General features: G+C 36.3%; 22 protein-coding genes, 1 tRNA gene and 2 riboswitches. Of the genes, 17 read left to right on the top strand and 6 right to left on the bottom strand.

Going from position 1 to position 23,985, the window contains the following annotated elements; genetic code table 11:
* Positions 1-7: 7 nt before the first annotated feature.
* Positions 8-739 carry a hypothetical protein gene (locus BQ6100_RS11480; RefSeq protein ID WP_075981760.1) on the top strand — a complete coding sequence of 244 codons (732 nt, stop codon included), beginning with the start codon at positions 8-10 and terminating at the stop codon, positions 737-739.
* A 154-nt stretch (positions 740-893) separates the two neighbouring features.
* Here the strand turns inward: BQ6100_RS11480 and BQ6100_RS11475 are convergent.
* Positions 894-967: transfer RNA gene (locus BQ6100_RS11475), tRNA-Arg, on the bottom strand.
* Between the two features lie 562 nt (positions 968-1,529).
* Positions 1,530-2,300 carry a molybdate ABC transporter substrate-binding protein gene (gene modA / locus BQ6100_RS11470; RefSeq protein ID WP_075981759.1) on the bottom strand — a complete coding sequence of 257 codons (771 nt, stop codon included), beginning with the start codon at positions 2,298-2,300 and terminating at the stop codon, positions 1,530-1,532.
* A gap of 198 nt (positions 2,301-2,498) precedes the next feature.
* Between modA and BQ6100_RS11465 the strand changes: the two genes are divergently transcribed.
* The 4 genes from BQ6100_RS11465 to BQ6100_RS11455 all read left to right on the top strand — a co-directional run bounded on the left by BQ6100_RS11465 (position 2,499) and on the right by BQ6100_RS11455 (position 3,970).
* Positions 2,499-2,651: a YpzG family protein gene (locus BQ6100_RS11465; RefSeq protein WP_075981758.1), complete on the top strand. Its 153-nt coding sequence runs from the start codon at positions 2,499-2,501 to the stop codon at positions 2,649-2,651.
* A complete protein-coding gene (locus BQ6100_RS21470) occupies positions 2,608-2,745 on the top strand; it encodes a hypothetical protein (protein ID WP_173719792.1) in 138 nt (45 codons plus the stop codon). The genes BQ6100_RS11465 and BQ6100_RS21470 overlap by 44 nt, the downstream gene beginning before the upstream one ends.
* A 24-nt stretch (positions 2,746-2,769) precedes the next feature.
* Positions 2,770-2,874: riboswitch (SAM riboswitch) on the top strand.
* 125 nt (positions 2,875-2,999) lie between these two features.
* The gene (locus tag BQ6100_RS11460) at positions 3,000-3,158 is read left to right on the top strand and encodes a Fur-regulated basic protein FbpA (protein ID WP_075981757.1); all 159 of its coding nucleotides are present in this window, start codon (positions 3,000-3,002) and stop codon (positions 3,156-3,158) included.
* Positions 3,155-3,970 carry an alpha/beta hydrolase gene (locus BQ6100_RS11455; RefSeq protein WP_075981756.1) on the top strand — a complete coding sequence of 272 codons (816 nt, stop codon included), beginning with the start codon at positions 3,155-3,157 and terminating at the stop codon, positions 3,968-3,970. Before BQ6100_RS11460 ends, BQ6100_RS11455 begins: the two co-directional genes overlap by 4 nt.
* A 3-nt stretch (positions 3,971-3,973) precedes the next feature.
* Here BQ6100_RS11455 and BQ6100_RS11450 read toward each other — a convergent pair whose 3' ends face one another.
* Entirely contained in the window at positions 3,974-4,174 is a 201-nt protein-coding gene (locus tag BQ6100_RS11450; protein WP_075981755.1) for a hypothetical protein, read from the bottom strand.
* A 642-nt stretch (positions 4,175-4,816) separates the two neighbouring features.
* Here BQ6100_RS11450 and BQ6100_RS21845 point away from each other — a divergent pair.
* The 6 genes from BQ6100_RS21845 to BQ6100_RS11425 all read left to right on the top strand — a co-directional run bounded on the left by BQ6100_RS21845 (position 4,817) and on the right by BQ6100_RS11425 (position 11,099).
* Positions 4,817-4,945 (top strand): hypothetical protein, encoded by a 129-nt coding sequence (locus BQ6100_RS21845; RefSeq protein ID WP_261798577.1) that lies wholly within the window; start codon positions 4,817-4,819, stop codon positions 4,943-4,945.
* 131 nt (positions 4,946-5,076) lie between these two features.
* A riboswitch (TPP riboswitch) is annotated at positions 5,077-5,181 on the top strand.
* 73 nt (positions 5,182-5,254) lie between these two features.
* Positions 5,255-5,854, top strand: coding sequence for an energy-coupled thiamine transporter ThiT (gene thiT / locus BQ6100_RS11445; RefSeq protein WP_075981754.1), 600 nt, complete (start codon positions 5,255-5,257; stop codon positions 5,852-5,854).
* Between the two features lie 192 nt (positions 5,855-6,046).
* Entirely contained in the window at positions 6,047-6,541 is a 495-nt protein-coding gene (locus tag BQ6100_RS11440) for a DinB family protein (RefSeq protein ID WP_084780353.1), read from the top strand.
* Between the two features lie 244 nt (positions 6,542-6,785).
* Positions 6,786-8,291: a class I adenylate-forming enzyme family protein gene (locus tag BQ6100_RS11435; protein WP_075981753.1), complete on the top strand. Its 1,506-nt coding sequence runs from the start codon at positions 6,786-6,788 to the stop codon at positions 8,289-8,291.
* A gap of 58 nt (positions 8,292-8,349) precedes the next feature.
* Entirely contained in the window at positions 8,350-9,492 is a 1,143-nt protein-coding gene (locus BQ6100_RS11430; protein WP_075981752.1) for an acyl-CoA dehydrogenase family protein, read from the top strand.
* A 77-nt stretch (positions 9,493-9,569) separates the two neighbouring features.
* Positions 9,570-11,099, top strand: coding sequence for a class I adenylate-forming enzyme family protein (locus BQ6100_RS11425; protein ID WP_075981751.1), 1,530 nt, complete (start codon positions 9,570-9,572; stop codon positions 11,097-11,099).
* A gap of 70 nt (positions 11,100-11,169) precedes the next feature.
* Here the strand turns inward: BQ6100_RS11425 and gdhA are convergent, their stop codons facing one another.
* Positions 11,170-12,552: an NADP-specific glutamate dehydrogenase gene (gene gdhA, locus BQ6100_RS11420; protein WP_075981750.1), complete on the bottom strand. Its 1,383-nt coding sequence runs from the start codon at positions 12,550-12,552 to the stop codon at positions 11,170-11,172.
* Positions 12,553-12,737: 185 nt separating this feature from the next.
* On the opposite strand from gdhA, the gene BQ6100_RS11415 reads away from it, so the two are divergent.
* Complete coding sequence (locus BQ6100_RS11415; protein ID WP_075981749.1) at positions 12,738-13,640, top strand: LysR substrate-binding domain-containing protein; 903 nt, start codon at positions 12,738-12,740, stop codon at positions 13,638-13,640.
* A 98-nt stretch (positions 13,641-13,738) separates the two neighbouring features.
* Here BQ6100_RS11415 and BQ6100_RS11410 read toward each other — a convergent pair whose 3' ends face one another.
* A complete protein-coding gene (locus BQ6100_RS11410; RefSeq protein ID WP_075981748.1) occupies positions 13,739-14,497 on the bottom strand; it encodes an AraC family transcriptional regulator in 759 nt (252 codons plus the stop codon).
* A 112-nt stretch (positions 14,498-14,609) separates the two neighbouring features.
* Between BQ6100_RS11410 and BQ6100_RS11405 the strand changes: the two genes are divergently transcribed.
* From BQ6100_RS11405 to trpB, 5 genes are all read left to right on the top strand, one after another.
* Complete coding sequence (locus tag BQ6100_RS11405; RefSeq protein WP_075981747.1) at positions 14,610-15,872, top strand: extracellular solute-binding protein; 1,263 nt, start codon at positions 14,610-14,612, stop codon at positions 15,870-15,872.
* A 143-nt stretch (positions 15,873-16,015) separates the two neighbouring features.
* Positions 16,016-17,230, top strand: coding sequence for a carbohydrate ABC transporter permease (locus tag BQ6100_RS11400; protein WP_075981746.1), 1,215 nt, complete (start codon positions 16,016-16,018; stop codon positions 17,228-17,230).
* Positions 17,231-17,245: 15 nt separating this feature from the next.
* The gene (locus BQ6100_RS11395; protein ID WP_075981745.1) at positions 17,246-18,079 is read left to right on the top strand and encodes a carbohydrate ABC transporter permease; all 834 of its coding nucleotides are present in this window, start codon (positions 17,246-17,248) and stop codon (positions 18,077-18,079) included.
* Between the two features lie 210 nt (positions 18,080-18,289).
* On the top strand, positions 18,290-20,584 hold the full coding sequence (locus tag BQ6100_RS11390; protein ID WP_075981744.1) for a glycoside hydrolase family 65 protein: 2,295 nt from the start codon (positions 18,290-18,292) through the stop codon (positions 20,582-20,584).
* 163 nt (positions 20,585-20,747) lie between these two features.
* Positions 20,748-21,914: a tryptophan synthase subunit beta gene (gene trpB, locus BQ6100_RS11385; protein WP_075981743.1), complete on the top strand. Its 1,167-nt coding sequence runs from the start codon at positions 20,748-20,750 to the stop codon at positions 21,912-21,914.
* 97 nt (positions 21,915-22,011) lie between these two features.
* Here the strand turns inward: trpB and BQ6100_RS21585 are convergent, their stop codons facing one another.
* On the bottom strand, positions 22,012-23,982 hold the full coding sequence (locus BQ6100_RS21585; protein ID WP_235816585.1) for an EAL domain-containing protein: 1,971 nt from the start codon (positions 23,980-23,982) through the stop codon (positions 22,012-22,014).
* Between the last annotated feature and the right edge of the window lie 3 nt (positions 23,983-23,985).

Here is a 23,985-nt window from a genome sequence, read left to right as displayed (position 1 = left end):
AAGAAAAATGAGTAAGTGGGTTCGGACCATTGGGATAGGATGTTTGAGTATCGCCATCACTTCAGCCATCTTTTTTGGCGAAGGAAATGTAAATAGTTATGCGGAAGATGGAGACAGTTATAAAGAGGAAATGAAGCGTGCTCTTGAGGCTTTCGAAAATATGGATGCTAGTTCGCAACAGCAAATGATAGCTAGCATGATTGCCAGTGGCGTTACGAATACTGATTTGAGTAGGAAAGACATAGAGACTATGATGATGGAGATTCAGATGAATCGAGTTGACTTATTAGAGAGTCAATTGACAGAACAGGTAAACAGTATACAAAGTAGGATGAACCAAATAAAAAACTATTCACAACTAATAAAAGTAGCACAAACGGAATTAGATAGACTTCGAGATGGAAAGAAAATAGAGAATGAAGAGCATAAAGAGATGATTGGAACATTGCTTTTATTTATTAAAGGTGTTGTAGGTGAGGAAGTACTATTAGAATCTGAGAATAAGAAAGAGTTAGAACCCAAATATAAAAAAGAATTAGAATCATTAGATGTAGAAACATTAGAAAAATGCATTTCTCATATAAAAACTAAAGTGGACCTTATGTCAAATAGCCAACAGATGGATATGATCAGATTGCAGTCTTTGCAAAATAAGAGGAATGAAGCAATTGAGATTATGACAAACTCTATTCAGAAAACCCAGAGAATCCAAGATTTAATCAATGAAAATATACGTTAAAGGTCATTCTAAAGTAGTCCATCTTATTCAACGAGCCTTGTGAAAACACTGATAAGACAGGCGCTTGCAATAAAATGGATCATTTTAAAGATAATCTCTACAGATTCACTTTCGAAAAAAATAAAAAAGCCTTGATAATTCAAGGCTTTTTTGACGTCCCAGATAGGATTCGAACCTACGACCTACAGTTTAGGAAACTGTTGCTCTATCCTGCTGAGCTACTGGGACATGATATTATATAAAATTGTTTGTGTTCCACACATTTAAAAAGTCGTCCGGATTTCAGAAAGCATACTCAAGATGCGGTTCAATCCGTACGCTGAAGTAAAGTCAGGGAAGCCTATTCGTTCGTGCTCTATCCTGCTGAGCTACTGGGACATGATATTATATAAAATTGTTTGTGTTCCACACATTTAAAAAGTCGTCCGGATTTCAGAAAGCATACTCAAGAAGTGGCTCAATCCGTACGCTGAAGAAAATTCAAAGAAGCGGATTCGTTCGTGCTCTATCCTACTGAGCTACTGGGACATGATATTATATAAAATTGTTTGTGTTCCACACATTTAAAAAGTCGTCCGGATTTCAGAAAGCATACTCAAGAAGTGGCTCAATCCGTACGCTGAAGAAAATTCAGAGAAGCGGATTCGTTCGTGCTCTATCCTGCTGAGCTACTGGGACACTTTTAAACGAAGTAATTCTATTATAAGGAAAAAAGAGCATATATTCAAGGGAAATATTTGAAAAAAACCCCTTCGCTTATTATTTAAATATAACAAATTATTTATTGGTATCAAAAAACTTGAAATCCGAACTCTTCAAAAATTGCTTGTGCCTCTTTACTTTTTAAATATTCATAAAAGGCAATAGCTTCTTTTTTTTGTTTTGATTCTTTTAGTACACCAACAGGATAAATAATTGGCTGGTGCATTCCAGGAGCCGCAGTGGAAGTGACAATCACTTTTTTGGAAACAAGGGCATCGGTTCTATAAACAATTCCAGCATCAACATTTCCAGTTTCCACATAGGTTAATACTTGGCGGACATCCTTTGTAAAAATGATTTTACTATTTACCTTTGACCAGATGCCTAAACGATTCAATAATTCCTGTGCATACATACCTGCAGGAACGCTTTCTGGTGTACCAATTGATATTTTTTCTACACTTCCATTGACTAAATCTTTGAAATCTAAATTGGCCTTTGAAGAATTCTTTGGTTGTACAAGCACGAGCTTATTCCCAACTAAATTTGAAGAATAATCAAAATCAAGAATTCCGTCTTTTTCTAACTGATTGAATTCCTTTTTGGCCGCAGATAAAAATACATCCACCTCTGCACCCTGAGATATTTGCTGTTGTAATGCGCCAGATGCACCAAAATTAAAATATAATTTGATTTCAGGATTTGCTTTTTCATAATTCCTTTGTATTTTAGTCAAGACATCCTTCATGCTTGAAGCGGCAGATATGGTTAATTCGACTGTGTGATTCTTTGATTGGCTTGTGCAGGCAGTAAGAAGTAGGAGGGGAACAAAAATTATAAATAATCCTTTTTTTAGCATGAAATGGTCATCCCTTCCATTATCCTTCCTTACCTACTATAACGAAAATTCCTAATCTTTTACAAGTGAAAGCTCCTAAGTTCATTTTGGAAAACTTTGCTTGTAAAGTTTTCTTTTCTGTAACCCATTCTAATAGGGAGGCGATTTATTCGTGAATTCGTCTCATTAGTTTCAAGTATCCTACTAAGAGGTGATTAGATGAGCTACAAAGATCATTTAGATCCGCATTCAGAGCTTTTTCACCATACTTGGACACGAAGAAAGCATGCTAAGTCACAGGTGAATGGCGAAACGCAAGTAACACAGAATGTTATTTTATTGCGAAGTAATGCTAAAGCACACCGTTGGTAAGGATGCTATGAACATCAAGGAAAAAAGGGAGCATTTAGTTGCTTCTTTTTTTCCAAATATCATTGACAAAGAAATGGTTTTTCGTTACATTTAACAATAATAAATTGAATATAATAACTTCTTATCGAGAGAGGCGGAGGGATCTGGCCCTGTGAAGCCTCGGCAGCGGACTTATTAAGAGAACTGTGCCAATTCCAACAAGCAATAGCTTGAGAGATAGGACGAGAAAATGTGTATACATACGAACCTCTTCTTATTGTTCTCGGGAAGCGATAGGAAGGGGTTTTTTTATCGCTATAAAATAATTAAACATATAGGATTAATCGGAATTAAGGAGGATGAAGGAAGTTGGAGGAAACACAACGAAAAGATGAGCTTATTCATGAACTCCTTCGCTCAGGGGTGTATAAAAAGGGAAATCTGCATTTATTTGAATTATCACTGGATGATTTAGAAAAGGTATATCACTATGAGATAAAAAAGAATGAAGGGGGAACAAAGGAATGACAAGTTCTTTTAGTGTTGAATGGAGAAAAGAAAAACTAATTGGTTCAATCGACTACCCAGAAAATTTTAAACCGCAGTATACCTATCCACTAATTATTATATGCCATGGCTTTATAGGAACAAGAATTGGGATGAATCGTTTGTTTGTTAAGGCTTCACAGGAGCTTATTCAGGATGGAAATGTCGTTATCCGCTTTGATTATGCGGGCTGCGGGGAGAGTTCAGGTAATTATGGGGATATCGGTTTGACCGGTCTAATTGAGCAGACACATGCGATAATTCAGTTCGCTATGGGACTTACCTTTGTTGATAAGGAACAAATCACCCTTCTAGGACATAGTTTAGGAGGTGCAACATCCGTATTAACCGCAATTAATGAAAAACAGATTAAGAATTTAATTTTATGGTCAGCAGTTGGACAGCCATTTAATGATATTGAGCAAATTATTAGTAAAAAGAAGGTAGAACAGCTAGAAACTCGAGAGAGGATAGAATATCTTGGGTATTATTTTTCCAGTCCATATTTTGAAACATTAAAAAGATATAAACCAATAAATGAAATCGAAGCATTTAAGGGCGATGTATTGCTCATTCACGGTACAGCAGATGATGACATACCTGTCACCTACTGCGCAGCATATGAGCAGTCATTAATGCAAAGGGGACTTGGTACAGTAAAGCGTAAGGAAATTGAGGGTGCAGACCATATTTATTCGAATGGGCCACATTTCAAGGAATTAATTCAAGCAACGAGAAAATGGTTGTGTCGTGGTCAGTTCGAAGGTCAAATTTACGAGAGAAAAATCTTATAAAACTTATAAAAAAACACAAGATCCATCATTTCCTTGATTAGAAAAATGGTTCTTGTGTTTTTGAACGTATAGACGATCCTTTTTCGTTTTTGATTTTCTTGTTCGCATGTCTGCAAATACAAAGGGACTGCGATTATCCACTGGATTCCTTTTACCTTCACGTACGAGTTTTTCTCTTAACTTCTTGGCATTAGATTTAGCCATCAAATCTCCTCCTAATAAAATTACTTCAAGCATATTATATATGAATATTAAGGCGAAAAATAGTGTGGAGCTATTTATTTTAGTGGAGTTCCATTACGGACAAAGGATGCGCTATTTAGGTAAATACATTAGAAATTGAAATTTAAACGGACCCACCTTCCGTTATTTGAACAATTTGAAGTGATTTACCTGTAATTTTCGGCACCTAAAGGAATCTCAGTCTGTTAGGTGCTTGAATTTAATTGTTTTTATGGATATAGCGGATTCTGAGTACGTTACACTAGTCCGAGGGTATCTCAAATTCAAGGGACACTGGATCATCTATTAATAATTTAAAATATATACATAGATATTTCAATAAACCACACTAATCGTTAACCTAGAAATGAAAAGCAGTTACTCCAACAATCTTTCAAAAGCCCTTATCATTTTTTACCAAAAACATTTGAAAAAACCGAAACTTTAGTCCTATTACCATCGTCTATAGTTATGTAATCCAAAGGAAACCAAAAATTTTTATCCATGTACCCACATATCCTGAAATGATTAGACGAAGGATATAAGTGAAACTTAAAAAAGATACTATACTTGGATTAATAAAATTGAGAAAAAAATTAGTTTCAAGAAATGGGGCACCTAGGAATGAAGTTAATTGTAACGGATATTGATAAGCTGTTAGAAACGACTAGTGACTTAAAAGATGAGGATTTTCAAGAAACTTTTAACATAATAGAGATTGACAAACTTTTAGAATTAACTCAAAATTGGTAACTTAGTCAATTGATTTCCTACAACAACCAATAGGTTGGGAGCAGTAACCAAGAGTAAAAAAATGAACTTATTTGAATTTTTCCTTTAAAATGAGTATTCGTTGATATATAATAAGTCTATTAACATAATAACGTTACCACAAGGGGAGCTTTGTTGCTGAGAGTGAGCAGGATATCTGTTCAGACCCTATGAACCTGTTAGATAATGCTAGCGCAGGGATGTGGATGTGAATGTTTGCATTTGCTTATTTCGTATGCAAATCGTTCTCCCTTGAGGTTTCGTATTTATACACAAAGGGGAGATTTTTTTATGAAAAAATTGAGCTTGATTGCTATGATTGAAGCTTCTTTTTTCGCAGCATTTGCACTCATTCTCGACTTGCTACCATCCATTAAATTAACACCAGCGGTATCCGTATCGCTTGCGATGGTACCGATTTTTGTAATCGCATTCCGTTGGGGTGTGAGGGTCAGTTTTCTTTCAGGATTTTTATGGGGATTATTACAAATTGTCATAGGAGATATCCAACCACTCTCAGCATTGCAATTAATCATTGAATATTTTATTGCATTTGCCTTTATAGGGGCTGCTGGGTTATTTTATAAACCAATACAAGCGGCTATTAATCATAACAATAAGAAGCAACTGATTTTATACGTTGTTTTGGCTACATTTGTTGGTAGTTTTGCACGATATTTCTGGCATTTTCTCGCAGGATTCATTTATTGGGGTCAATACGCTCCGAAAGGAATGAACCCAGTTTGGTATTCATTTATCGTGAATGGAGGAACAGGGTTGGGAGCAGCTGTTCTATGCTCAGTCGTTTTAGCCATTTTAGTTCCTTCTGCTTCAAGAATCCTTGTAAGAAAATCCGTTCCAATGGATACAAGAAATCGTCATGCCTCTTAATATGAAGATGAAACCACTTCCTGGTTTGCAAAGGAAGTGGTTTTTTTGTGGCTTGAGATAATTGGCCATCTTGAGGAGGGTCTCATTTGGAAATTCCTGAAATAAATAGTTTAGACAGGAAGTCATTTTTGAAGAGGAAATATCATAATTAACTATGAAGAGTTAAATTTTCAGGTAGAAAGGAAGCTAGACATGAGTATGAACAACAATCAAATAATTAGGGAAGAAATTTTTGACAGTATTGGTGGATTAACGGACCAACAGATTAATAAAAGAGTAGAGGAAGGGGGCTGGACGATTGCTCAAGTTCTCCTTCATTTATTTTTACTTGAGCGAGTAGTAACAAAAGCGTTCACTGAACAATTGAGATCAGAAATCAAATGGGTGGTTGAGGATAAACCGATTCAGTACACAACCGATCGAAGGAAAAAAATAAAAGCTCCATCTTATCTTGAACCTTCTTCTAAATTTATCACTCTCTCAGATGTAAAGGAAAAGCTAGCGCAGTCACGCAGAGACTTTACCGAAGTTGTTCGTGGAGCGGATGAGTCACTACTAAATGAGAGAGCGATACCGCATCCAGTATTTGGTTCACTTAACTTAAATCAATGGATTTCTTTTATTGGACTTCATGAGAAACGCCACCTAAAACAAATTGAGGAAATAAAAGAGAAACTATATCAATAGAGGGAATGAGACAAGCGATTTTTTTTTACATGTTGGAATACTACTGTTCATAAGATATAAGAATAGAACACTTTGGAAGCGCATACATTGTGTTGATAGATAAATAGGTTTAGTTCCAAAGTAATTCCCATTTATTTTTAATAGAGTCGAACTAATAGAAGATTCATTATTTTTTCCTAAACCATTCATTCTATTGAAATGCTATTAAACCATATTCTAGTTTTTTAAAGAGGAGGAAAAGAGAGTGAACATAGCACAAATGTTATTAGATTCAGCTAAAAAGGTTGGAAGTCATCCGGCAGTGATTTTTCAAAATCAGGCCATCACCTATGAACAAATGGCACAAAGGGTAAAGGATAAAACAGTAGGGTTGAAAAAGTTAGGAATTGAAAATGGATCGCATGTTGGGCTCATGATGGCTAATAAACCGGAATATATGATAGCCTATTTTTCCTTATTATCACTAGGAGCAACAGTCGTTCCTATTAATCCGCTTTTTAAAGCGAATGAAATTACCTATATTTTAAACGACTCAGAAGCAGATTCCTTAATTATTGATGAAATAGGGTATAAAGAGGTTAAAGGCTGTTATAAGGAATTAAGGACAGTGAAAACCATCGTTTCAATAGCTCCTGATGAAGAGTTTATCCTATGGGATGAGGTGTATGGTGAGACTTCGGAATTTGAACTAGTACCAAAAAATGAAGATGACAATGCTCAAATTATCTATACATCTGGAACGACAGGAAAACCTAAGGGTGCGTTAATTACCCATGGCAATTTGAAATGGATGACAGAGGCAAGTATTAAAATGACAGAATTGACTCAAGAAGACCGGGTTCTACTTGTTCTCCCTCTGTTCCATGCCTATGCCAAACTACAAGGCTTACTACAATGTGTCTATACAGGATGCACGATTTATCTGGAGGAACGATTTATTCCAGATAAGATGCTACAAATGATGCATTCTGAGAAAATTACTGTTTTCTTAGGAGTTCCTACGATGTACACCATGTTTATAAGTCTCCCACAAATTCATGAATTGGATTTCTCAGCTCTAAGAATTGCAGGCTGTGGAGGTGCTTCCCTTCCTTTAGAAATATTAGAAAAAGTTAACACCTTGATGGGTGTGGATATTGGAGAAGGGTATGGACAAACAGAGAGTACAGTAATGATTAGCTGTTTCCCTCCGAATAGTGAAAAGGTACATGGTTCTGTCGGACTTCCTTTACCGGGAATTGAGCTGAAAATAGTAGACCCTAACGGAAACGAAGTCCCTACTGGAGAAGTTGGAGAAATTATCTTCCGTGGGCCGAATGCCATGAAAGGATATTATAAGAAGGAACAAGAGACAAAGGATACCATTGTTAATGGCTGGATATATACAGGAGATTTAGGAAGACGAGATGAGCGTGGGTTCCTATATATTGTCGATCGCAAAAAAGATATGATCATTCGTGGTGGTTACAATGTGTATCCAAGGGAAGTGGAGGAAGTATTGTATTCACATCCTGATGTTGTTGAATGTGCTGTCATTGGAGAATCAGATCCAGTTTTCGGAGAGGAAGTAGCAGCGTATGTCGTGACAAAGGAGGAACGAACTCCTGAAGAAATTAGCGATTATTGTAAACAGCATCTAGCCCATTATAAAATTCCAAGAAAAATTTATTTCCTCAAAGAGCTTCCAAAAACAGCAACCGGCAAAATATTAAAGACCCCACTAAAGAAAAAAGAAAATGTTGAAATGTAAACCTTATTAAAACTCACAATTTAAACCTTTCCAAAAAATGTTCAAGGAGATGGATGAAATGAATAAGCCATATTTTAAGGAAGAACATGAAATCTTTAGAAGATCTCTTCGGAAATTTCTCGATAAAAATGCGGTTCCCTATTTTGCTGGATGGGAGGAAGCAAAGCAAGTACCAAAGTCATTTTGGAAGCTTGCTGGTGAGCAAGGATTTCTCTGTCCATGGGTTGATGAGAAATACGGTGGCTCCAATGCAGACTTTGCCTATTCGGTTGTAATGGCGCAAGAGTTCGACCGGGTAGGAGGGGGAATAGGAATCGGCCTTCATAATGATATTGTTATTCCTTACGTTGATGAATTTGGTTCAGAGGAACAGAAGGATCGCTGGCTGCCAAAAGCGGTTAGTGGTGACATGATTTCTGCGATTGCCATGACAGAGCCTGGAACAGGTTCTGATTTAGCCAATATACAAACAACTGCCATAAAAGAAGGCGATCACTATATTATTAATGGGGAAAAAACCTTTATTACCAATGGTTATTCCTCCAACTTTGTAATCGTTGTTTGTAAAACGAATCCTCATGCCGTACCAGCTCATAAAGGCATTAGCCTCATTGTCGTCGAGGAAGGAACCCCAGGGTTTAAAAAAGGGAAAAAGCTCCGTAAAATGGGACAACATGCGAATGATACCTCTGAGCTAATCTTTGAGGATGCAAGAGTTCCTCAGGATAATCTATTAGGGGAAGAAGGAAAGGGCTTTTACTACTTAATGAAAAAGCTTCAGCAGGAACGTCTGATGCTCGCCATTGGAAGCATCACCAGTTCAAAAAGAATGCTAGAAATCACGCTGGATTATGTCAAGCAGCGAACAGCATTCGGAAAACCAATTAGTAAATTTCAAAATACACAGTTTAAGCTTGCTGAATTAGCAACGAATATTACCATAGGAGAATCCTTCGTTGACCGCTTAATTTGTGATCATATGGAAAAGAAAAACATCGTTAATGAAGTATCGATGGCCAAATGGTGGATGACAGACCTTGCCAAAAAGGTTGCAGCAGAATGTATGCAGCTTCATGGTGGTTATGGATATATGGAAGAATACGAGATTGCAAGACGTTATCGGGATACAGCAGTAGGCACCATTTATGCGGGATCTAATGAAGTAATGAAGATTATCATTGCTAAAAATATGGGTTTATAAAGAGTAGATGAATATAACTTGATACCAATACCCCTTATTTGAAAAATAAATAATTGACCCTTGAGGGAGGGAATAATGTGAATCTTTTCGCTGGTTTAGAGAGGAATGCAAGGAATAACTCACAAAAGACGGCCATCATTTATCAGGATAAAGCCCATACTTATGCTGATTTTAATCAGGAAGTAAATCGAATTGCGAATGGTTTAATCAGAGATGGAGTAAAAAAGGGTGATAAAATCGCCATCATGATGAAAAACTCCGATCAATTTGCCTTCATCTATTATGGAATACTAAAAGCCGGCGGGGTGGCTGTTCCAATTAATTTTCGCCTTACTGCACATGAAGTGAACTATATATTAAAGGATTCCGACTCGATTGTTGTTTTTGCTGATGAGGATCTTTCAGAAATTATTAGTGAAGCGGCTGAAGGGAATCACCTATTAAGGCAGAAAATCATTGTAGGTTCAATAAAAAAAGATCACCAAATCCTTCAATCAGAATTTCTTCATTCTTCCACAGAAGATCCTAACATTGGCGTTATGGAAGATGATGATGCCGAAATACTCTATACATCAGGAACAACCGGCCTACCTAAAGGTGTAGTACTTGATCATCATCGTATTTTACATGTTGGTTTTGGGACGATGGTTACGATGAAGATGGGGCCAGAGGATCAGTTGCTCCATATTGCTCCATTGTTCCATTCAGCCCAGCTGAACCTATTTTTGCTTACGGGAACGTTTCTAGGATGTACACAAGTCATCAGACAGGATTTTCACCCAGTCCAAACTTTGAAGGATATTGAACAGTATAAAATAAGCCTATTTTTCGGTGTTCCTACCATGTACAACTTTTTACTTCAGGTTCCAAACAAGGAACAATATGACTTATCCAGTGTAAAGAGATGTGGCTATGGTGCAGCACCGATGCATGTTGCTTTATTAGAACAAGCGATGGAATTATTCGGGACCGATCAATTTTATAATATGTGTGGTCTAACTGAAGGAGGACCTGGAGGCGTATTTCTTTTACCTGAAGAACATCAGCATAAGCTTGGAGCCTCCGGTAGAGCGAACCATTTTACCGATGCAAGAATTGTGGATGATAATGGAGAGGATGTAAGACCAGGTGAAGTAGGGGAGTTTATCATTAAAGGTGAATCCATTATGAAAGAATACTATAAAAAGCCTGAGGAAACGAAAAAGGCTTTAAAAGACGGATGGCTCTATACCGGTGACCTAGCAACCATTGATGAAGAAGGTTTCATTACCCTAGTCGATAGGAAAAAGGACATGATTATTTCAGGTGGAGAAAATGTTTATTCTACCGAAGTTGAACAAACCTTATATAAATATCCAGATATTCTAGATGCTGCGGTTATCGGGGTTCCAGATCAGGTATGGGGTGAAACGGTAGCTGCAATCATCGTTCCAAAACAAGGAAAGAAAGTCAACCATGAGGAATTACTTCAATTTTGCCGAAAACAATTAGCTGGGTACAAGATTCCTAGAGTGATATATGAAACTGACCAGCTACCAAGAAATGCTTCTGGGAAGGTGCTCAAATACCAATTACGCGAGGAGTACCGCGGAGTTAACGTGAAATAGGTGAAATAAGAGTTGATAAAGAAAAAGGGTGTTCCAAATTTGTTTCATTTGGAACACCCTTTACATTTTATTAGATGACTCCTTGGGCTAGCATTGCATCTGCAACCTTAAGGAATCCTGCAATATTAGCTCCTACAACTAGGTTACCCGGGCAACCATACTCTTCTGAAGCCTTTAAACTATTGTGGTAAATATCTACCATGATATCATGTAATTTTGAATCTACTTCTTCAAAAGACCATGATAGTCTTGCGCTGTTTTGAGCCATTTCTAATGCAGAAACAGCAACTCCGCCAGCGTTTGCTGCTTTTGCTGGCCCAAAAAGTACTTTGTTGTCTAAGAATACTTCAATTGCTTCTAGTGTAGATGGCATGTTAGCACCTTCGCCAACTGCTTTTACCCCATTATCTACTAAAATTTGTGCAGACTCACTGTCGATTTCATTTTGAGTGGCACAAGGTAAAGCAATGTCACAAGGGATAGACCAAATACCTGAGCAGCCTTCGTAGTATTCTGCATTTGGATTTTCATTTACATATTCGGAAATTCTTTTTCTTTCTACTTCTTTTAATCTTTTTACTGTATCAAGGTTAATTCCATTAGGGTCATAAATATATCCGTTTGAATCACTACATGCTACCACTTTCGCACCAAATTGCGTTGCTTTTTCAATTGCGTAGATGGCAACATTACCTGAACCTGAGACAACAACTGTACTACCTTCAAAGCTATGACCGTTATCTTTTAACATTTCATTAACGAAATATACTGTTCCATAACCAGTTGCTTCTGGTCTTGCCAAGCTTCCACCGTAGCCAAGACCTTTTCCAGTTAGTACTCCAGCCTCATATCCACCACGAATTCTTTTATATTGTCCAAACAAATAGCCAACTTCACGTGCACCCACTCCGATATCACCTGCAGGAACATCCACGTCAGGACCGATGTACTTGCATAGCTCTGTCATAAAGCTTTGAGTAAATCGCATAACTTCCATATCTGATTTTCCCTTTGGATCAAAGTCTGATCCGCCTTTACCTCCACCAATCGGTTGACCAGTTAAAGAATTTTTAAAGATTTGTTCAAAGCCTAAAAATTTGATGATGCTTGCATTAACGGATGGGTGGAATCTTAGACCACCTTTGTAAGGTCCGATATTGCTATTGAATTGAACGCGGAAACCACGATTTACTTGAATTTTTCCTTGATCGTCAACCCAAGGCACTCTAAAGGTAATAACTCTTTCCGGTTCGGAGATTCTTTCAAGAATTGCATTATCCATGTATTTTGGATGTTTAGCAAAGACAGGTACCAGTGAGTCAAAAATTTCTTTGACTGCTTGATGGAACTCGCTTTCATTTGGATTTCGCTTTTTCACTGTTTCAAATACTTGATTGACATACTCTTTTGCTTTAAGTAAGGAATCTTGCTTGACACTTTCTAATGTAGCCATGAACTTTCTTCTCTCCTTTAATGAAAACTAAGAAATAATTTTTGAATTTTTAGATTTTTGCAACCAATTTAATTAATTAATGATTAATTGACAGGAATAGTTTATATTTAAAATCAATCGAAAACAATATAAAATTTAGATGAAATTAATGCTAAAATGAGATTAATAAATGGAGGGTGGATGCAATGGAATTACGTCAAATTGAATATTTTATTGAAGTGGCCAAGCGAGAACATGTGACAGAGGCTGCCCACAATTTACATATAGCACAATCCGCCATTAGCAGGCAAATTGTTAATCTTGAAGCAGAATTAGGGGTTGATTTATTTATTCGTGATGGGCGAAATGTTAAGTTAACGCCTATTGGAAGCAGGTTTCTTGAACACATGGAAGAAGCGATGCAGGTAATAAAGAATGCCAAAAGAGAAGTTGTCGAGTTTTTAGACCCATTAAAGGGGACCATTAGAATAGGATTTTCAAGTAGCCTTGCAGTATATATGTTACCGACTGTTTTATCTGCATTTCGTAAGGAGTACCCAGATGTGAAAATTCTTCTAAGCCAACAATCTTATCGCTTGCTCATTGATTCTGTGTCAAGTGGGGAGATTGATTTAGCTTTACTAGGTCCAGTTCCAAGTCATGAAAAAAAGGTAGAAGGAGAAGCTTTATTTCTTGAAAAACTGGTGGCTTTGCTCCCATCAAGTCATCCACTCGCGACTTCATCAGCCCTACACTTGAGAGATTTGCAAAATGAATCATTTGTTTTGTTTAGGAAGGGCTTTGTTCTGCACAAAATGGTTGTGAATGCATGTCAAATGGTTGGCTTTACACCTAAAGTTTCTTTTGAGGGTGATGATATTGATGCAATAAAAGGCTTAGTTTCAGCAGGACTCGGTGTAACGGTGATTCCAGAAATAACCTTAATTGACAGTCTTCCAAGATTAACCGTTCAAGTCCCCATCGTAGAGCCGGAGATTACCCGATCAGTAGGATATATCATTTCGAACCAGCGCAATATACTGCCAACAATTAAACTATTTCTTGATTTTTGTAAAGATTTTTTTCAAGTATTAGAGAAGTATTCCTGATATTGAATAAGAGGCTGTTCCATTTGGTGCTTAGCACCTATTCTTGGAGCAGCCCTTTATATTAAATAAAAAAAATATATATATAGGAAAGAGATTTTTTATACCGATGAATCACTATATTGAACTCTATACTGCTTAGGGGTTATGCCACAATATTTTTTGAAGAGGGACGTATAATAGCTTTGATTACAAAATTTAAACAGATTGGCAATATCCGAAATAGGGAGAGAACCTAGAATTAAAAAATACTTCGAATCCTCAATTCGTTTCTTATTTATATATTCAGTAATATTTAGACCGACCTCTTGTTTAAAAACCTGAGATAAATAGTTAGGATGAATATTTAAAAATGATGCAATCTTATCAAGAGATAGATCGTTCAAAATCTCATGATGAATGTATGTTATTGCTTTGTTGACAACATATTGATAGGATTTTTTGCTTTGGTCTTTTTGAGTTTTAATGAAGGTATAGAGCATGTGATATTCAAGCTCTATAAGCTCACTGTTGATATCCGTTTCTTCTATTTTTTGAATAAAGGCGTCGCTTAAATTATAAGCATTTTCTGGATCGACCCCACCGTTAATAATTGCTCTGGTAAATAGGGTGCAAGAACATATGAGTGAATTTTTCAATGATCTTTTTGTATCCTTTGCAAGGATAGGGCGGTCGAGTCGATTAATCTCATTTAATATTTTTTCTGCTTCCTCTAGCTCACCTCTAGCAATACTGCTTAATAATCTTTGTTCCAGTGTAAAAGAAGGATGAAAATAAAAATTGTGTTGATTTTTCGTTCGAATCTCAAGGAATTTCTTAATCATGCTTTTATGTTGTTCAAAATTTGTTGTCGATGTCATTTTAAAGCCCTCATTTACATTAAATTATTAATAAAAACTTAATATTTTTAATATAACTGTAATTATTTTACCATTAAAATAAAGACATGTTATAAAAAGGAGGAACTAAAGTATGAAAAGTTTTAAAACAAAGTTGATAGCGCTATCATTAGTTTCCAGTTTAGCATTAGTCGGCTGTAACAGCGACTCAGGCAGTGACAAAAGCAAGGATGAAGGTACAAAAGACACAAAAACAGAAGAGCAAGTGGTGTTAAAGTTTGCTGCACAAAATGATAATACTCCTGCAACACAAGCTTTGATTGATGAATTTAATAAATCTAATGAAAAATATGATGTTGAATGGGTAGAAATGACAAATGATTCTGCACAAATGCATGATCAGCTATTAAACTCCCTATCTAGTGGATCAAGTGAATATGATGTCATGTCTCTTGACGTTGTATGGGCTGGTGAATTTGCTGGTGCAGGTTATTTAGAACCAATTGATGTGAATATGCAAAAAGCAGAAATGAATAAAGAAGACTTTAACTCAGGTTCTATGGCTTCAGGTAATTATAAAGGAAAACAATACACACTTCCATTCTTCCCTGACTTAGGATTACTTTACTTCCGTAAAGATATCGTAAGCTCAGAAGATGCTGCGAAGCTTGAAAGCGGAGATTATACTTACGATGATCTTTATGCAATGGCAGAGAAGTATACTGGTAAAGATGGTACAAATATTGGTCTAGCATACCAATCTAAGCAATATGAAGGGTTAACAGTTAACCTTACTGAATTTTCAAAATCATATCAAGATCTTGCTGGCGGACTTGAAACAATGTATAAATTCGCTACTGCAAAATTCACTCCTAAAAATATCTTGAACTATATGGAAGGTGAATCTCACGTAGCCTTCGAACAAGGAAAAGCAGTCTTCGAACGTAACTGGCCATATGCTTTCGGTCGTATTAAAGGAAAAGAAGATGGCGTAAAATTAGCTGTTGACCAAGTAGGTATTGCTCCACTTCCAAATGGCGGTGCTGTTGGTGGTTGGTTATTAAGCATTAACAAAGCTTCTGAAAATGCTGAAGGAGCATGGGAATTCATTCAATTCGCTGCTGGTGAAGAAGGACAAAAAATTATGTCAACAACAGGCGGATACTTACCAGGATTCAATTCTTTATTAGAAAATGATGAAGTAAAAGCTGCTAATGAAATGTTAGGCTATGAAGGTTTCCAAAATGCATTAAAAGAAACTATCGCACGTCCAGTATCTCCAGATTACTCTAAAGTATCAGATACTATTCAAGTTAATGCACATAAATACTTAAGCTCTGGTAGTGGCTTAGATGAAGCTGTTTCAAAAATTGAAGAAGCAGTTAAAGCGGAATAATTATTGAGAATAATGTTTTGGAGACAAGAAAAGGCTCTAATGATTTCTGGTTAGAGCCTTTTTATCATCATAGATTACAATTTTCTTACGATGAACAATAGAAAATTGTTACTTTCTTCTCTCTCCAAGAAAGGGTGAATAGCATGAAAAAACTTGGGTTTAAGGGATTTCTATTTCTTGTTCCGCTTTTAGTATTATTAGGTGTATTCTCCTTATGGCCAGTCGTTCAATCCTTTGCCTATACATTTTTTGACTATCAATTAAATGATCAGCAAAAATCAGGCTTATACGTAAACGAACGTTTCAACGTCGATTTATATAGTGAAACTTCATTGTATGTTTCAATGTTTTTAGAAGAAGAGGCTAATAACATCAATGATACAACAGACAAGGAAAACATTGCAAAAATTGTTAGTCGTGTAAATGAAACAGCTGATCAATATAAGAATGAAAAAAAGGTTATAAAAATTAGTAAGGATCAAAGAGCTGAAATCGAAAAGTTATATAAAGATTCCCGTGCTTTAGTGAAGGATTTAAACCAAAAATATGAACTTATTCATAAACAAGATTTACCTGATCTCATTGATGATTTTCAAAATAGTATTATTCCTTCCAACTTTATCGGTCTAGACGGTTACAAGAAGGCATTAACAGATGAAAGGATTGGTATTGCTTTTTGGAATACCTTGTTATTTACCCTCGTATCTGTATTCTTAGAGTTTGTGCTCGGATTGGGTCTCGCTTTAATCCTAAACAAGGCTATGTTTGGAAGAGGAATCATTCGGACGACATCCTTAATACCTTGGGCTATTCCTACGGCAGTTGCTGCCTTAATGTGGAGTTACTTATATGATGGTAATAGCGGGATTATCGCAATGTTCTTTGAGAATCTTGGTCTAGTAGAAGACTCTAGAAATCTATTATTATCTGGGGCTGGAGCAATGACCTCCACCATATTAGCCGATGTTTGGAAAACGACTCCTTATATGGCACTATTGCTACTCGCGGGACTACAAAATATATCTCCTGCATTATATGAGGCAGCGTCCATTGATGGAGCGGGTAAAATTCAATCATTCTTCCGAGTAACTTTACCACTTCTAAAACCTTCCATCCTAGTTGCTTTGTTATTTAGGACTTTAGATGCTTTCCGCGTCTTTGACTTAATTTACGTATTAACAGGTGGTGGACCAGGCGGAGCAACGGAGACATTATCAATCTACACCTATAAAGTTATGTTTGCTCAAACTAACTTTGGTTATGGTTCTGTTGTTGTTATGCTGATGTTCCTATGTGTTGCAATCATTGCAGTTATTTTTGTCAAAGTACTCGGAACTAACTTAATGGAGAAAAGCTAAAGGAGGGCTATTAGGATGAAATCTGCAAAACGGAAGCTTTGGATCACGTTTGGGATTTTTGTCATCGTCTATTTGTTTGCGATGGTATTCCCGTTCTTTTGGGTATTTGTAACCTCCTTTAAAACATCAGGAGAAATCTTTGGAGATGGAGCTTTTAGGGTTATACCCGATGCACCAACTCTAAAAAACTACATGATTGTATTATTTGATAAAGGAATACTAAACGCAGTTAAAAATAGTTTAATTGTAGCGACTACAACCACCGTTTACGTCATTATTGTGGCAACCTTTACAGCGTATGCAATTTCTCGCTTTGATTTTAAGGGAAAAAATTTACTACTTGGTCTTATCTTAGCGGTATCTATGTTCCCACAAATGATTATTACTGGACCAGTGTATAACTTGTTTTTGCACCTAGATTGGTTAAATAGCTACGCGATTGTATTACCATTCTCAACAATTACTCTTCCAATGGCTGTTTGGATACTGGTGACTCATTTTAATCAGATTCCACTGGCATTAGAAGAATCTGCAAGAATTGATGGGGCGACATCCCTGCAAATATTGTGGAAGGTTATCTTTCCACTTGCAGCACCAGGTGTATTCACAACTGCGATCATAACCTTTATTGCTGCATGGAATGAGTTCCTTTTAACGATTACAATGAACCCAGATCAAAAATATCATACTGTACCGGTAGGGATCTCATTTTTAAGAACACAATTTGAAATTCTTTGGGGAGAGGTATCCGCGGCAACTGCTATTGTTACTATTCCAACATTAATCATTGTTCTATTTTTCCAAAAGCAAATCGTATCGGGACTTACCTCTGGCGGTGTAAAGGAATAATTCCGATATTACCAGAAGGATATTTCCTAGAGGAAAAAGGGAGAGGAAAGGCTATCTCAAAACAATACAGTAAGGTATTTTTTGCGATAGCCTTCTTATTTAATTTATATCTTAATCCACAAACGTAAACGTTTACGTAAATTATTAACTTATTAAAGGAATCAATAGTAAGAATAATATCTAAGAATACATCAAAAGAGGTGTCCGAATATGTCATGGGCAATTAAGTCAGAAAACTACAACTTAGATAACCTCTTAATAGAAGAAAGTTTATTTTCCACAGGGAATGGTTATTTGGGGGTAAGAGGAAATTTTGAGGAAGGGTATACGAAGGACTCTAAAACGATCCGTGGGACGTATATTAATGCTTTTCATGATATTGTTGAAATTCCATATGGTGAAAAGCATTATGGATTTCCAGATACACAGCAAAAGCTGCTTAATATCATTGATAGCCAAACGGTTCTAATAGCTCTAGAGCATGATGGTATAGAAGAATGGTTTTCAATATTTGGGGAATCTGGAGATATCTTATCCTATGAACGAAAGCTTCATTTAGATAAAGGATTCACAGAAAGAATTGTTCACTGGAGGTCCCCATCTGGAAAAGAAGTGAAACTTCATTTCAAACGATTAGTATCTTTAACAAATCTAGAATTATTTATTCAAGAAATTATTATTGAGCCTATTAATTATAAAGGAAAAGTAAAGATATGCTCTGTGGTTAATGGGGATGTTTCGAATTATATTGACCCTACAGATCCGAGAGTAGCCTCTGGACATGCGAAAAGGCTACAAGTGACGAATATTCAAGTAGAAAAAGAAATTCCCGCCATTGAAGTTGAGACATTAGAGTCAAAATTAAAGTCTGCATGTTCGGTTACTTATGATATTAATAGAAAAGCAGAAATACAACATGTCAATCATGATTTATCCATTTCTTCAACTTTTAGTTTTCACCTTCTATCCAAAACTGTTTTTACAAAAAGAAGTGTCTTTACTGATACTCTTCGCCATGGAGATCAGCCCATTCAAAAAGCAATTGAACTTCAAAAGGAAATTTCGTTTGAAGGCGCATTAAGGGAACAAGAGACTTATTTAAGTGATTTTTGGAGTCATGCAGATATTCAAATTAAGGGAGATCTAAAACTACAAGAGGGAATCCGATTTAATTTATATCATTTACTTCAGTCAACTGGTCGAGATCCTCATTCTAATATTGCTGCTAAAGGGTTATCAGGTGAAGGTTATGAGGGACACTATTTTTGGGATACTGAAATCTTTATTTTCCCAGTATTTCTACTAACAAAACCTGAATTGGCTAAGCAGCTGCTACTTTATCGGTATTCCATATTAGATGCAGCGAGAGATCATGCGAAGGAAATGGGGCATAAAAAAGGAGCTTTGTTCCCTTGGAGAACGATATCTGGAACAGAATGCTCCTCTTACTATCCATCTGGGTCAGCGCAATATCATATAAGTGCAGATATTGCCTATAGCTTTATTCAGTATTTCTTTGCGACACAGGATCACGACTTCTTGAAGGATTTTGGTTCGGAAGTATTAATAGAAACTGCAAGGTTATGGTTAGAAGTAGGTCATTTCGATCAGGATCAGTTTAAAATTGATGCAGTTACAGGACCGGACGAGTATACATGTCTTATTAACAATAACTATTATACGAACGTGATGGCTAAACATAACTTAACCTTTGCTGCAAAAGCCTATTGGTACTTAAAATATGAAGCTCCGGTACAATATACCCAATTGCAAAGGCGAATTGGAATAGGAGATGAAGAAGCTTTAGCATGGGAGCGAGCTGCTCAACATATGTATTTGCCGTACGATGAGAATCTAGGAATTAATCCTCAGGATGATTCTTTTCTACACAAAGCAGTATGGGATTTTGATCATACTCCTGATGATCATTATCCACTTTTATTACATTATCATCCACTTACACTGTACCGCTATCAGGTATGTAAGCAGGCAGATACTGTATTAGCTCATTTCCTATTAGAGGATGAACAGGATTTTCAGATAATGAAGAAGTCATTTGATTATTATGAAAAAGTGACAACCCATGATTCCTCGTTGTCAACATGTATCTTTAGTATCATGGCAAGTAAAATTGGATATTTTGAAAAGGCATACAATTACTTTATTGAAACTGCGCGTCTAGACTTAGATAATACTCACGGAAATACAAAGGATGGTCTTCATATGGCCAATATGGGAGGGGCCTGGATGGCGATTGTCTTTGGATTCGCTGGTCTTCGTATTAAGGAAACAGGGTTATCCTTTACCCCCTCCATTCCTGAAAAATGGGAGTCATTATCGTTTCCAATTCAGTTCCAAGGCTCCATGCTACGAGTGACGATCAAAAAGGATCGTATCTCCTTAATTATCGAAAAAGGGGATTCTTTGACAATAAAAATATATGAAGTTGAATATATCGTTGGGAAGAATCAAACGACTGAAATCATGCTAAGAAAAGAAAGATAGCTAACCTTTATGTGGGATGGACGGTGATTATTGTTCCATCCTTTCTTTATATTTGTAATTTAGTAAAGAAATAAATACCGAAATAAATATTGGAATATTTAGAAAATTATCTTATAATTAAAATGATTGATGAAAATCGTAAATGAGAGGAGTAGAGCAGAGAATGACGAGCACGAGCATAGGCAATAAGGGTTATTTTGGTGAATTTGGAGGGAGCTTTGTTCCGCCAGACCTTCAGGAGGTTATGGATTATTTAGAGGAGCAATTTCTCCGATTTATGGATGACCCAGAATTTAAAGAGGAATTAAATTATTACTTGAAGGAATATGTGGGAAGAGAAAATCCATTAACCTTTGCACACAATTTAACAAAGCAATTAGGTGGTGCAAAAATCTATCTCAAAAGAGAAGATTTGAACCATACCGGTGCTCATAAAATAAATAATGCCATTGGTCAAATATTATTAGCCAAAAGGATGGGAGCAAAAAGAATTATTGCCGAAACTGGTGCAGGTCAACACGGTGTTGCAACAGCAACCGCTTGTGCCATGTTTGGAATGGAATGTGTCATTTATATGGGAAAGGTTGACACGGAGCGTCAAGCATTAAATGTTTTTAGAATGGAATTATTAGGCGCTAAGGTTGTGCCTGTGGAAAAAGGGCAGGGGCGGTTAAAGGATGCAGTAGATGAGGCATTAAATGACTTGGTCCAAAATTACAAAAATACCTTCTATCTACTTGGTTCTGCCGTTGGTCCTCATCCATATCCTACGATGGTCAAGCATTTTCAAGCAATAATTAGTGAGGAATCAAAACGGCAAATTCTTGAAAAGGAAGGTAGACTCCCAACAGCTGTAATAGCATGTGCCGGTGGAGGAAGCAATGCTATTGGTGCGTTTGCTCATTATCTTGATGATCAAGAGGTTCGTTTGATTGGTGTTGAGCCGGAGGAAGCACCAACTTTAAGTCAAGGAGTTCCAGCTGTTATCCATGGATTCAAATGTTTAACACTATTAGACGAAAAAGGGGAGCCGCAACCAACTTTTTCGATTGCTGCAGGTCTTGATTACCCTGGTGTAGGCCCTGAGCATAGCTATTTAAAGGTAAGTGGAAGAGCAGAGTATGTCACGGCAAGTGGGAAGGAAGCTTTAGATGCATTCCAATTGCTAAGTAAGACAGAGGGAATTATTCCAGCTCTTGAAAGTTCTCATGCAGTTGCTCATGCAATAAAACTTGCCAAACAATTATCTAAGGATGATGTGCTAATAGTAAATCTGTCTGGTCGTGGGGATAAGGATGTTGAGCAGGTTTTTCATATGTTAAATAAATAAATTTAAAAAGGGTCATCTGTTGAAGGGAATTTTCCCATGTATGTTAATTTATGGGGAGAGTTTCATTCAAAGATGCCCTTTTTGAATTTACTGAATTTTAATTATTAATCCTTAACTTTTCAATATATTGAATTTTGTCCTCAGTAATTAAATGATGACTTTGGAATTTCGGGGTTTTATGCAATTCCTTTTTAAGTTGTTCTAATAGAGGAAGCAGTTGATTTTCATCTATCATAGTATACTTTAAGCCATACTCAAAAACTTGATCCTTCATTTCATTCTGCCAAACAACATGTCCTTGTAATTGTATTTTTTTATCAAATAGTTCAATAGTAATTTGAAGAATGACTTCTGAATGAACTGGTAGCTTGATATGAGATAGAAAGTGTATTCCCCCTCGGCCAATATTATCAATAATGATCTCGGATACCCCAAGAGAGAGGGGTTGACCCTTTATTTGAGCTATCGTCATATCACTGCTAATTGGAAATGGTAGCTCAATTCGGTGACTTTTTCTCCGTTCTTTCATCTCCTTGGAGCATCGTGGAGTTTCAGGAAGGATAATCATGCTAGTTAGTAGCTTTTCAAACTTTTCTAGTTCAACAGGTTTACTAAATAAATAGCCTTGTACCTCATCGCATCCATAACTCTGTAAGAGCTTGAGTTGTTCTAATGTTTCAACACCTTCAGCCACCACTTTCATTTTTAAATCATGTGAAAGCCGAATCATTGATTTTACAATTAATCCATCTTGACTATTTTCCGTTATGTTTTGAATAAAGGATCGGTCAATCTTAATAAAATCAAATTGATAATGTTTTAAATTTGTGATGGATGCATAGCCTGTCCCGAAATCATCTAATGAAAGCTTGACTCCAAGATCCTTAATATATCCAATCGCTTTTTCAATGACTTCCTCTTTATGCAATATTGTATTTTCGGTAATCTCAAATTCAAGTAATGTAGGATCCACGTTTGTTTGATTAAGAATATGGCTAAGGGAAGTCTTCCAATTGTATTTTTGTAAACTTTTGGAGGATAAATTAATCGAAATTGGAACGACTGGTTTTAATTCCTGCTGCCATTTTTTTATTTGTTCACATACATGGAGAATGACCCATTTCCCTATTTCGATTATAAAGCCAGATTCTTCTGCTAATGAAATAAATTCCCCAGGTGAGACAAGACCCAAATCTGGATGTTTCCATCTTATCAAGGCTTCTGCACTGATAATCTTTTTGGACTTTAAATCTATTCTAGGCTGATAATATAGTTCAAATTGGTTGCTGGTTAATGCATGACGTAAGTCCTTTTCCAATAAAAAAGCCTTATAAGCAAGAATGTCGTGAGTTGGGGAATAGAATTGGTAATTATCTTTTCCAAGTTCTTTAGCTCGATTTAATGCAGCATGCGCATTAGTTAATACTTTTTTGAAATCGTTGCTGTCATTTGGAAAGATACTTATACCAATACTAGCTGTTAAGAATAACTCATATGAATCGATCTTAAAGGGTTCATTTATTTTATTAAGGAGACTTTTTGCAAAATGAGCAATTACTTCTGGACTCTCATAATTAGTAAATAGTATGGCATACTCATCGCCACTAATTCGAGCAAGGAAATGTTGATCTGATAACAAACTTAACATTCTTTTTGACATGCTTTTGATTAGTTGATCTCCTATGGCATGTCCTAATGAGTCATTAATTTGTTTAACACGATCTAAATCAATAGATAAAACAGCGAACCTTTCACCTGTTCGTTTAAACTCTTCAGCAATAGTGGATAATCTTTGTTCAAATGACCTTGCATTAGGTAAATGAGTCAAAAAGTCGTGATAGGCAAGATAGGTCATTTTTTCCTCGAATTCTTTTTGAGGGGTTATGTCACTAACCATTCCATATAATTGTGCGACTTTCCCTTCATGATTTAAGATTGGTATTGTATGATCCTGCACCCAACGAATGTCTCCATTTTTATGAAGGATTCGGTATTGATGATGGAGGGACTTCCCTTCTAATAATTGCTTTTGAAGTAATAAATACTCTGAGCGATCATCGGGATGAATGAT

The sequence above is a fragment of the Bacillus massilinigeriensis genome (assembly GCF_900117315.1).
GTDB lineage: Bacteria > Bacillota > Bacilli > Bacillales > Cytobacillaceae > Bacillus_BE > Bacillus_BE massilionigeriensis.
Note: the sequence above shows the minus strand (reverse complement) of the source record. Positions and strands in the feature narration are given on the sequence as shown.

Bases quoted from the DNA above. Each gene is read 5' to 3' on its own strand.
- BQ6100_RS11455 (WP_075981756.1), top strand. From the start codon at position 3,155: ATGACAAGTTCTTTTAGTGTTGAATGGAGAAAAGAAAAACTAATTGGT.
- BQ6100_RS11450 (WP_075981755.1), bottom strand. From the start codon at position 4,174: ATGGCTAAATCTAATGCCAAGAAGTTAAGAGAAAAACTCGTACGTGAA.
- BQ6100_RS11415 (WP_075981749.1), top strand. From the start codon at position 12,738: ATGGAATTACGTCAAATTGAATATTTTATTGAAGTGGCCAAGCGAGAA.
- gdhA (WP_075981750.1), bottom strand. From the start codon at position 12,552: ATGGCTACATTAGAAAGTGTCAAGCAAGATTCCTTACTTAAAGCAAAA.
- BQ6100_RS11390 (WP_075981744.1), top strand. From the start codon at position 18,290: ATGTCATGGGCAATTAAGTCAGAAAACTACAACTTAGATAACCTCTTA.
- BQ6100_RS11395 (WP_075981745.1), top strand. From the start codon at position 17,246: ATGAAATCTGCAAAACGGAAGCTTTGGATCACGTTTGGGATTTTTGTC.
- modA (WP_075981759.1), bottom strand. From the start codon at position 2,300: ATGCTAAAAAAAGGATTATTTATAATTTTTGTTCCCCTCCTACTTCTT.
- BQ6100_RS11410 (WP_075981748.1), bottom strand. From the start codon at position 14,497: ATGACATCGACAACAAATTTTGAACAACATAAAAGCATGATTAAGAAA.
- thiT (WP_075981754.1), top strand. From the start codon at position 5,255: ATGAAAAAATTGAGCTTGATTGCTATGATTGAAGCTTCTTTTTTCGCA.
- BQ6100_RS21845 (WP_261798577.1), top strand. From the start codon at position 4,817: ATGAAGTTAATTGTAACGGATATTGATAAGCTGTTAGAAACGACTAGT.
- BQ6100_RS11430 (WP_075981752.1), top strand. From the start codon at position 8,350: ATGAATAAGCCATATTTTAAGGAAGAACATGAAATCTTTAGAAGATCT.
- BQ6100_RS21470 (WP_173719792.1), top strand. From the start codon at position 2,608: ATGTTATTTTATTGCGAAGTAATGCTAAAGCACACCGTTGGTAAGGAT.
- BQ6100_RS11480 (WP_075981760.1), top strand. From the start codon at position 8: ATGAGTAAGTGGGTTCGGACCATTGGGATAGGATGTTTGAGTATCGCC.
- BQ6100_RS11405 (WP_075981747.1), top strand. From the start codon at position 14,610: ATGAAAAGTTTTAAAACAAAGTTGATAGCGCTATCATTAGTTTCCAGT.
- BQ6100_RS11440 (WP_084780353.1), top strand. From the start codon at position 6,047: ATGAGTATGAACAACAATCAAATAATTAGGGAAGAAATTTTTGACAGT.
- BQ6100_RS11400 (WP_075981746.1), top strand. From the start codon at position 16,016: ATGAAAAAACTTGGGTTTAAGGGATTTCTATTTCTTGTTCCGCTTTTA.
- BQ6100_RS11465 (WP_075981758.1), top strand. From the start codon at position 2,499: ATGAGCTACAAAGATCATTTAGATCCGCATTCAGAGCTTTTTCACCAT.
- trpB (WP_075981743.1), top strand. From the start codon at position 20,748: ATGACGAGCACGAGCATAGGCAATAAGGGTTATTTTGGTGAATTTGGA.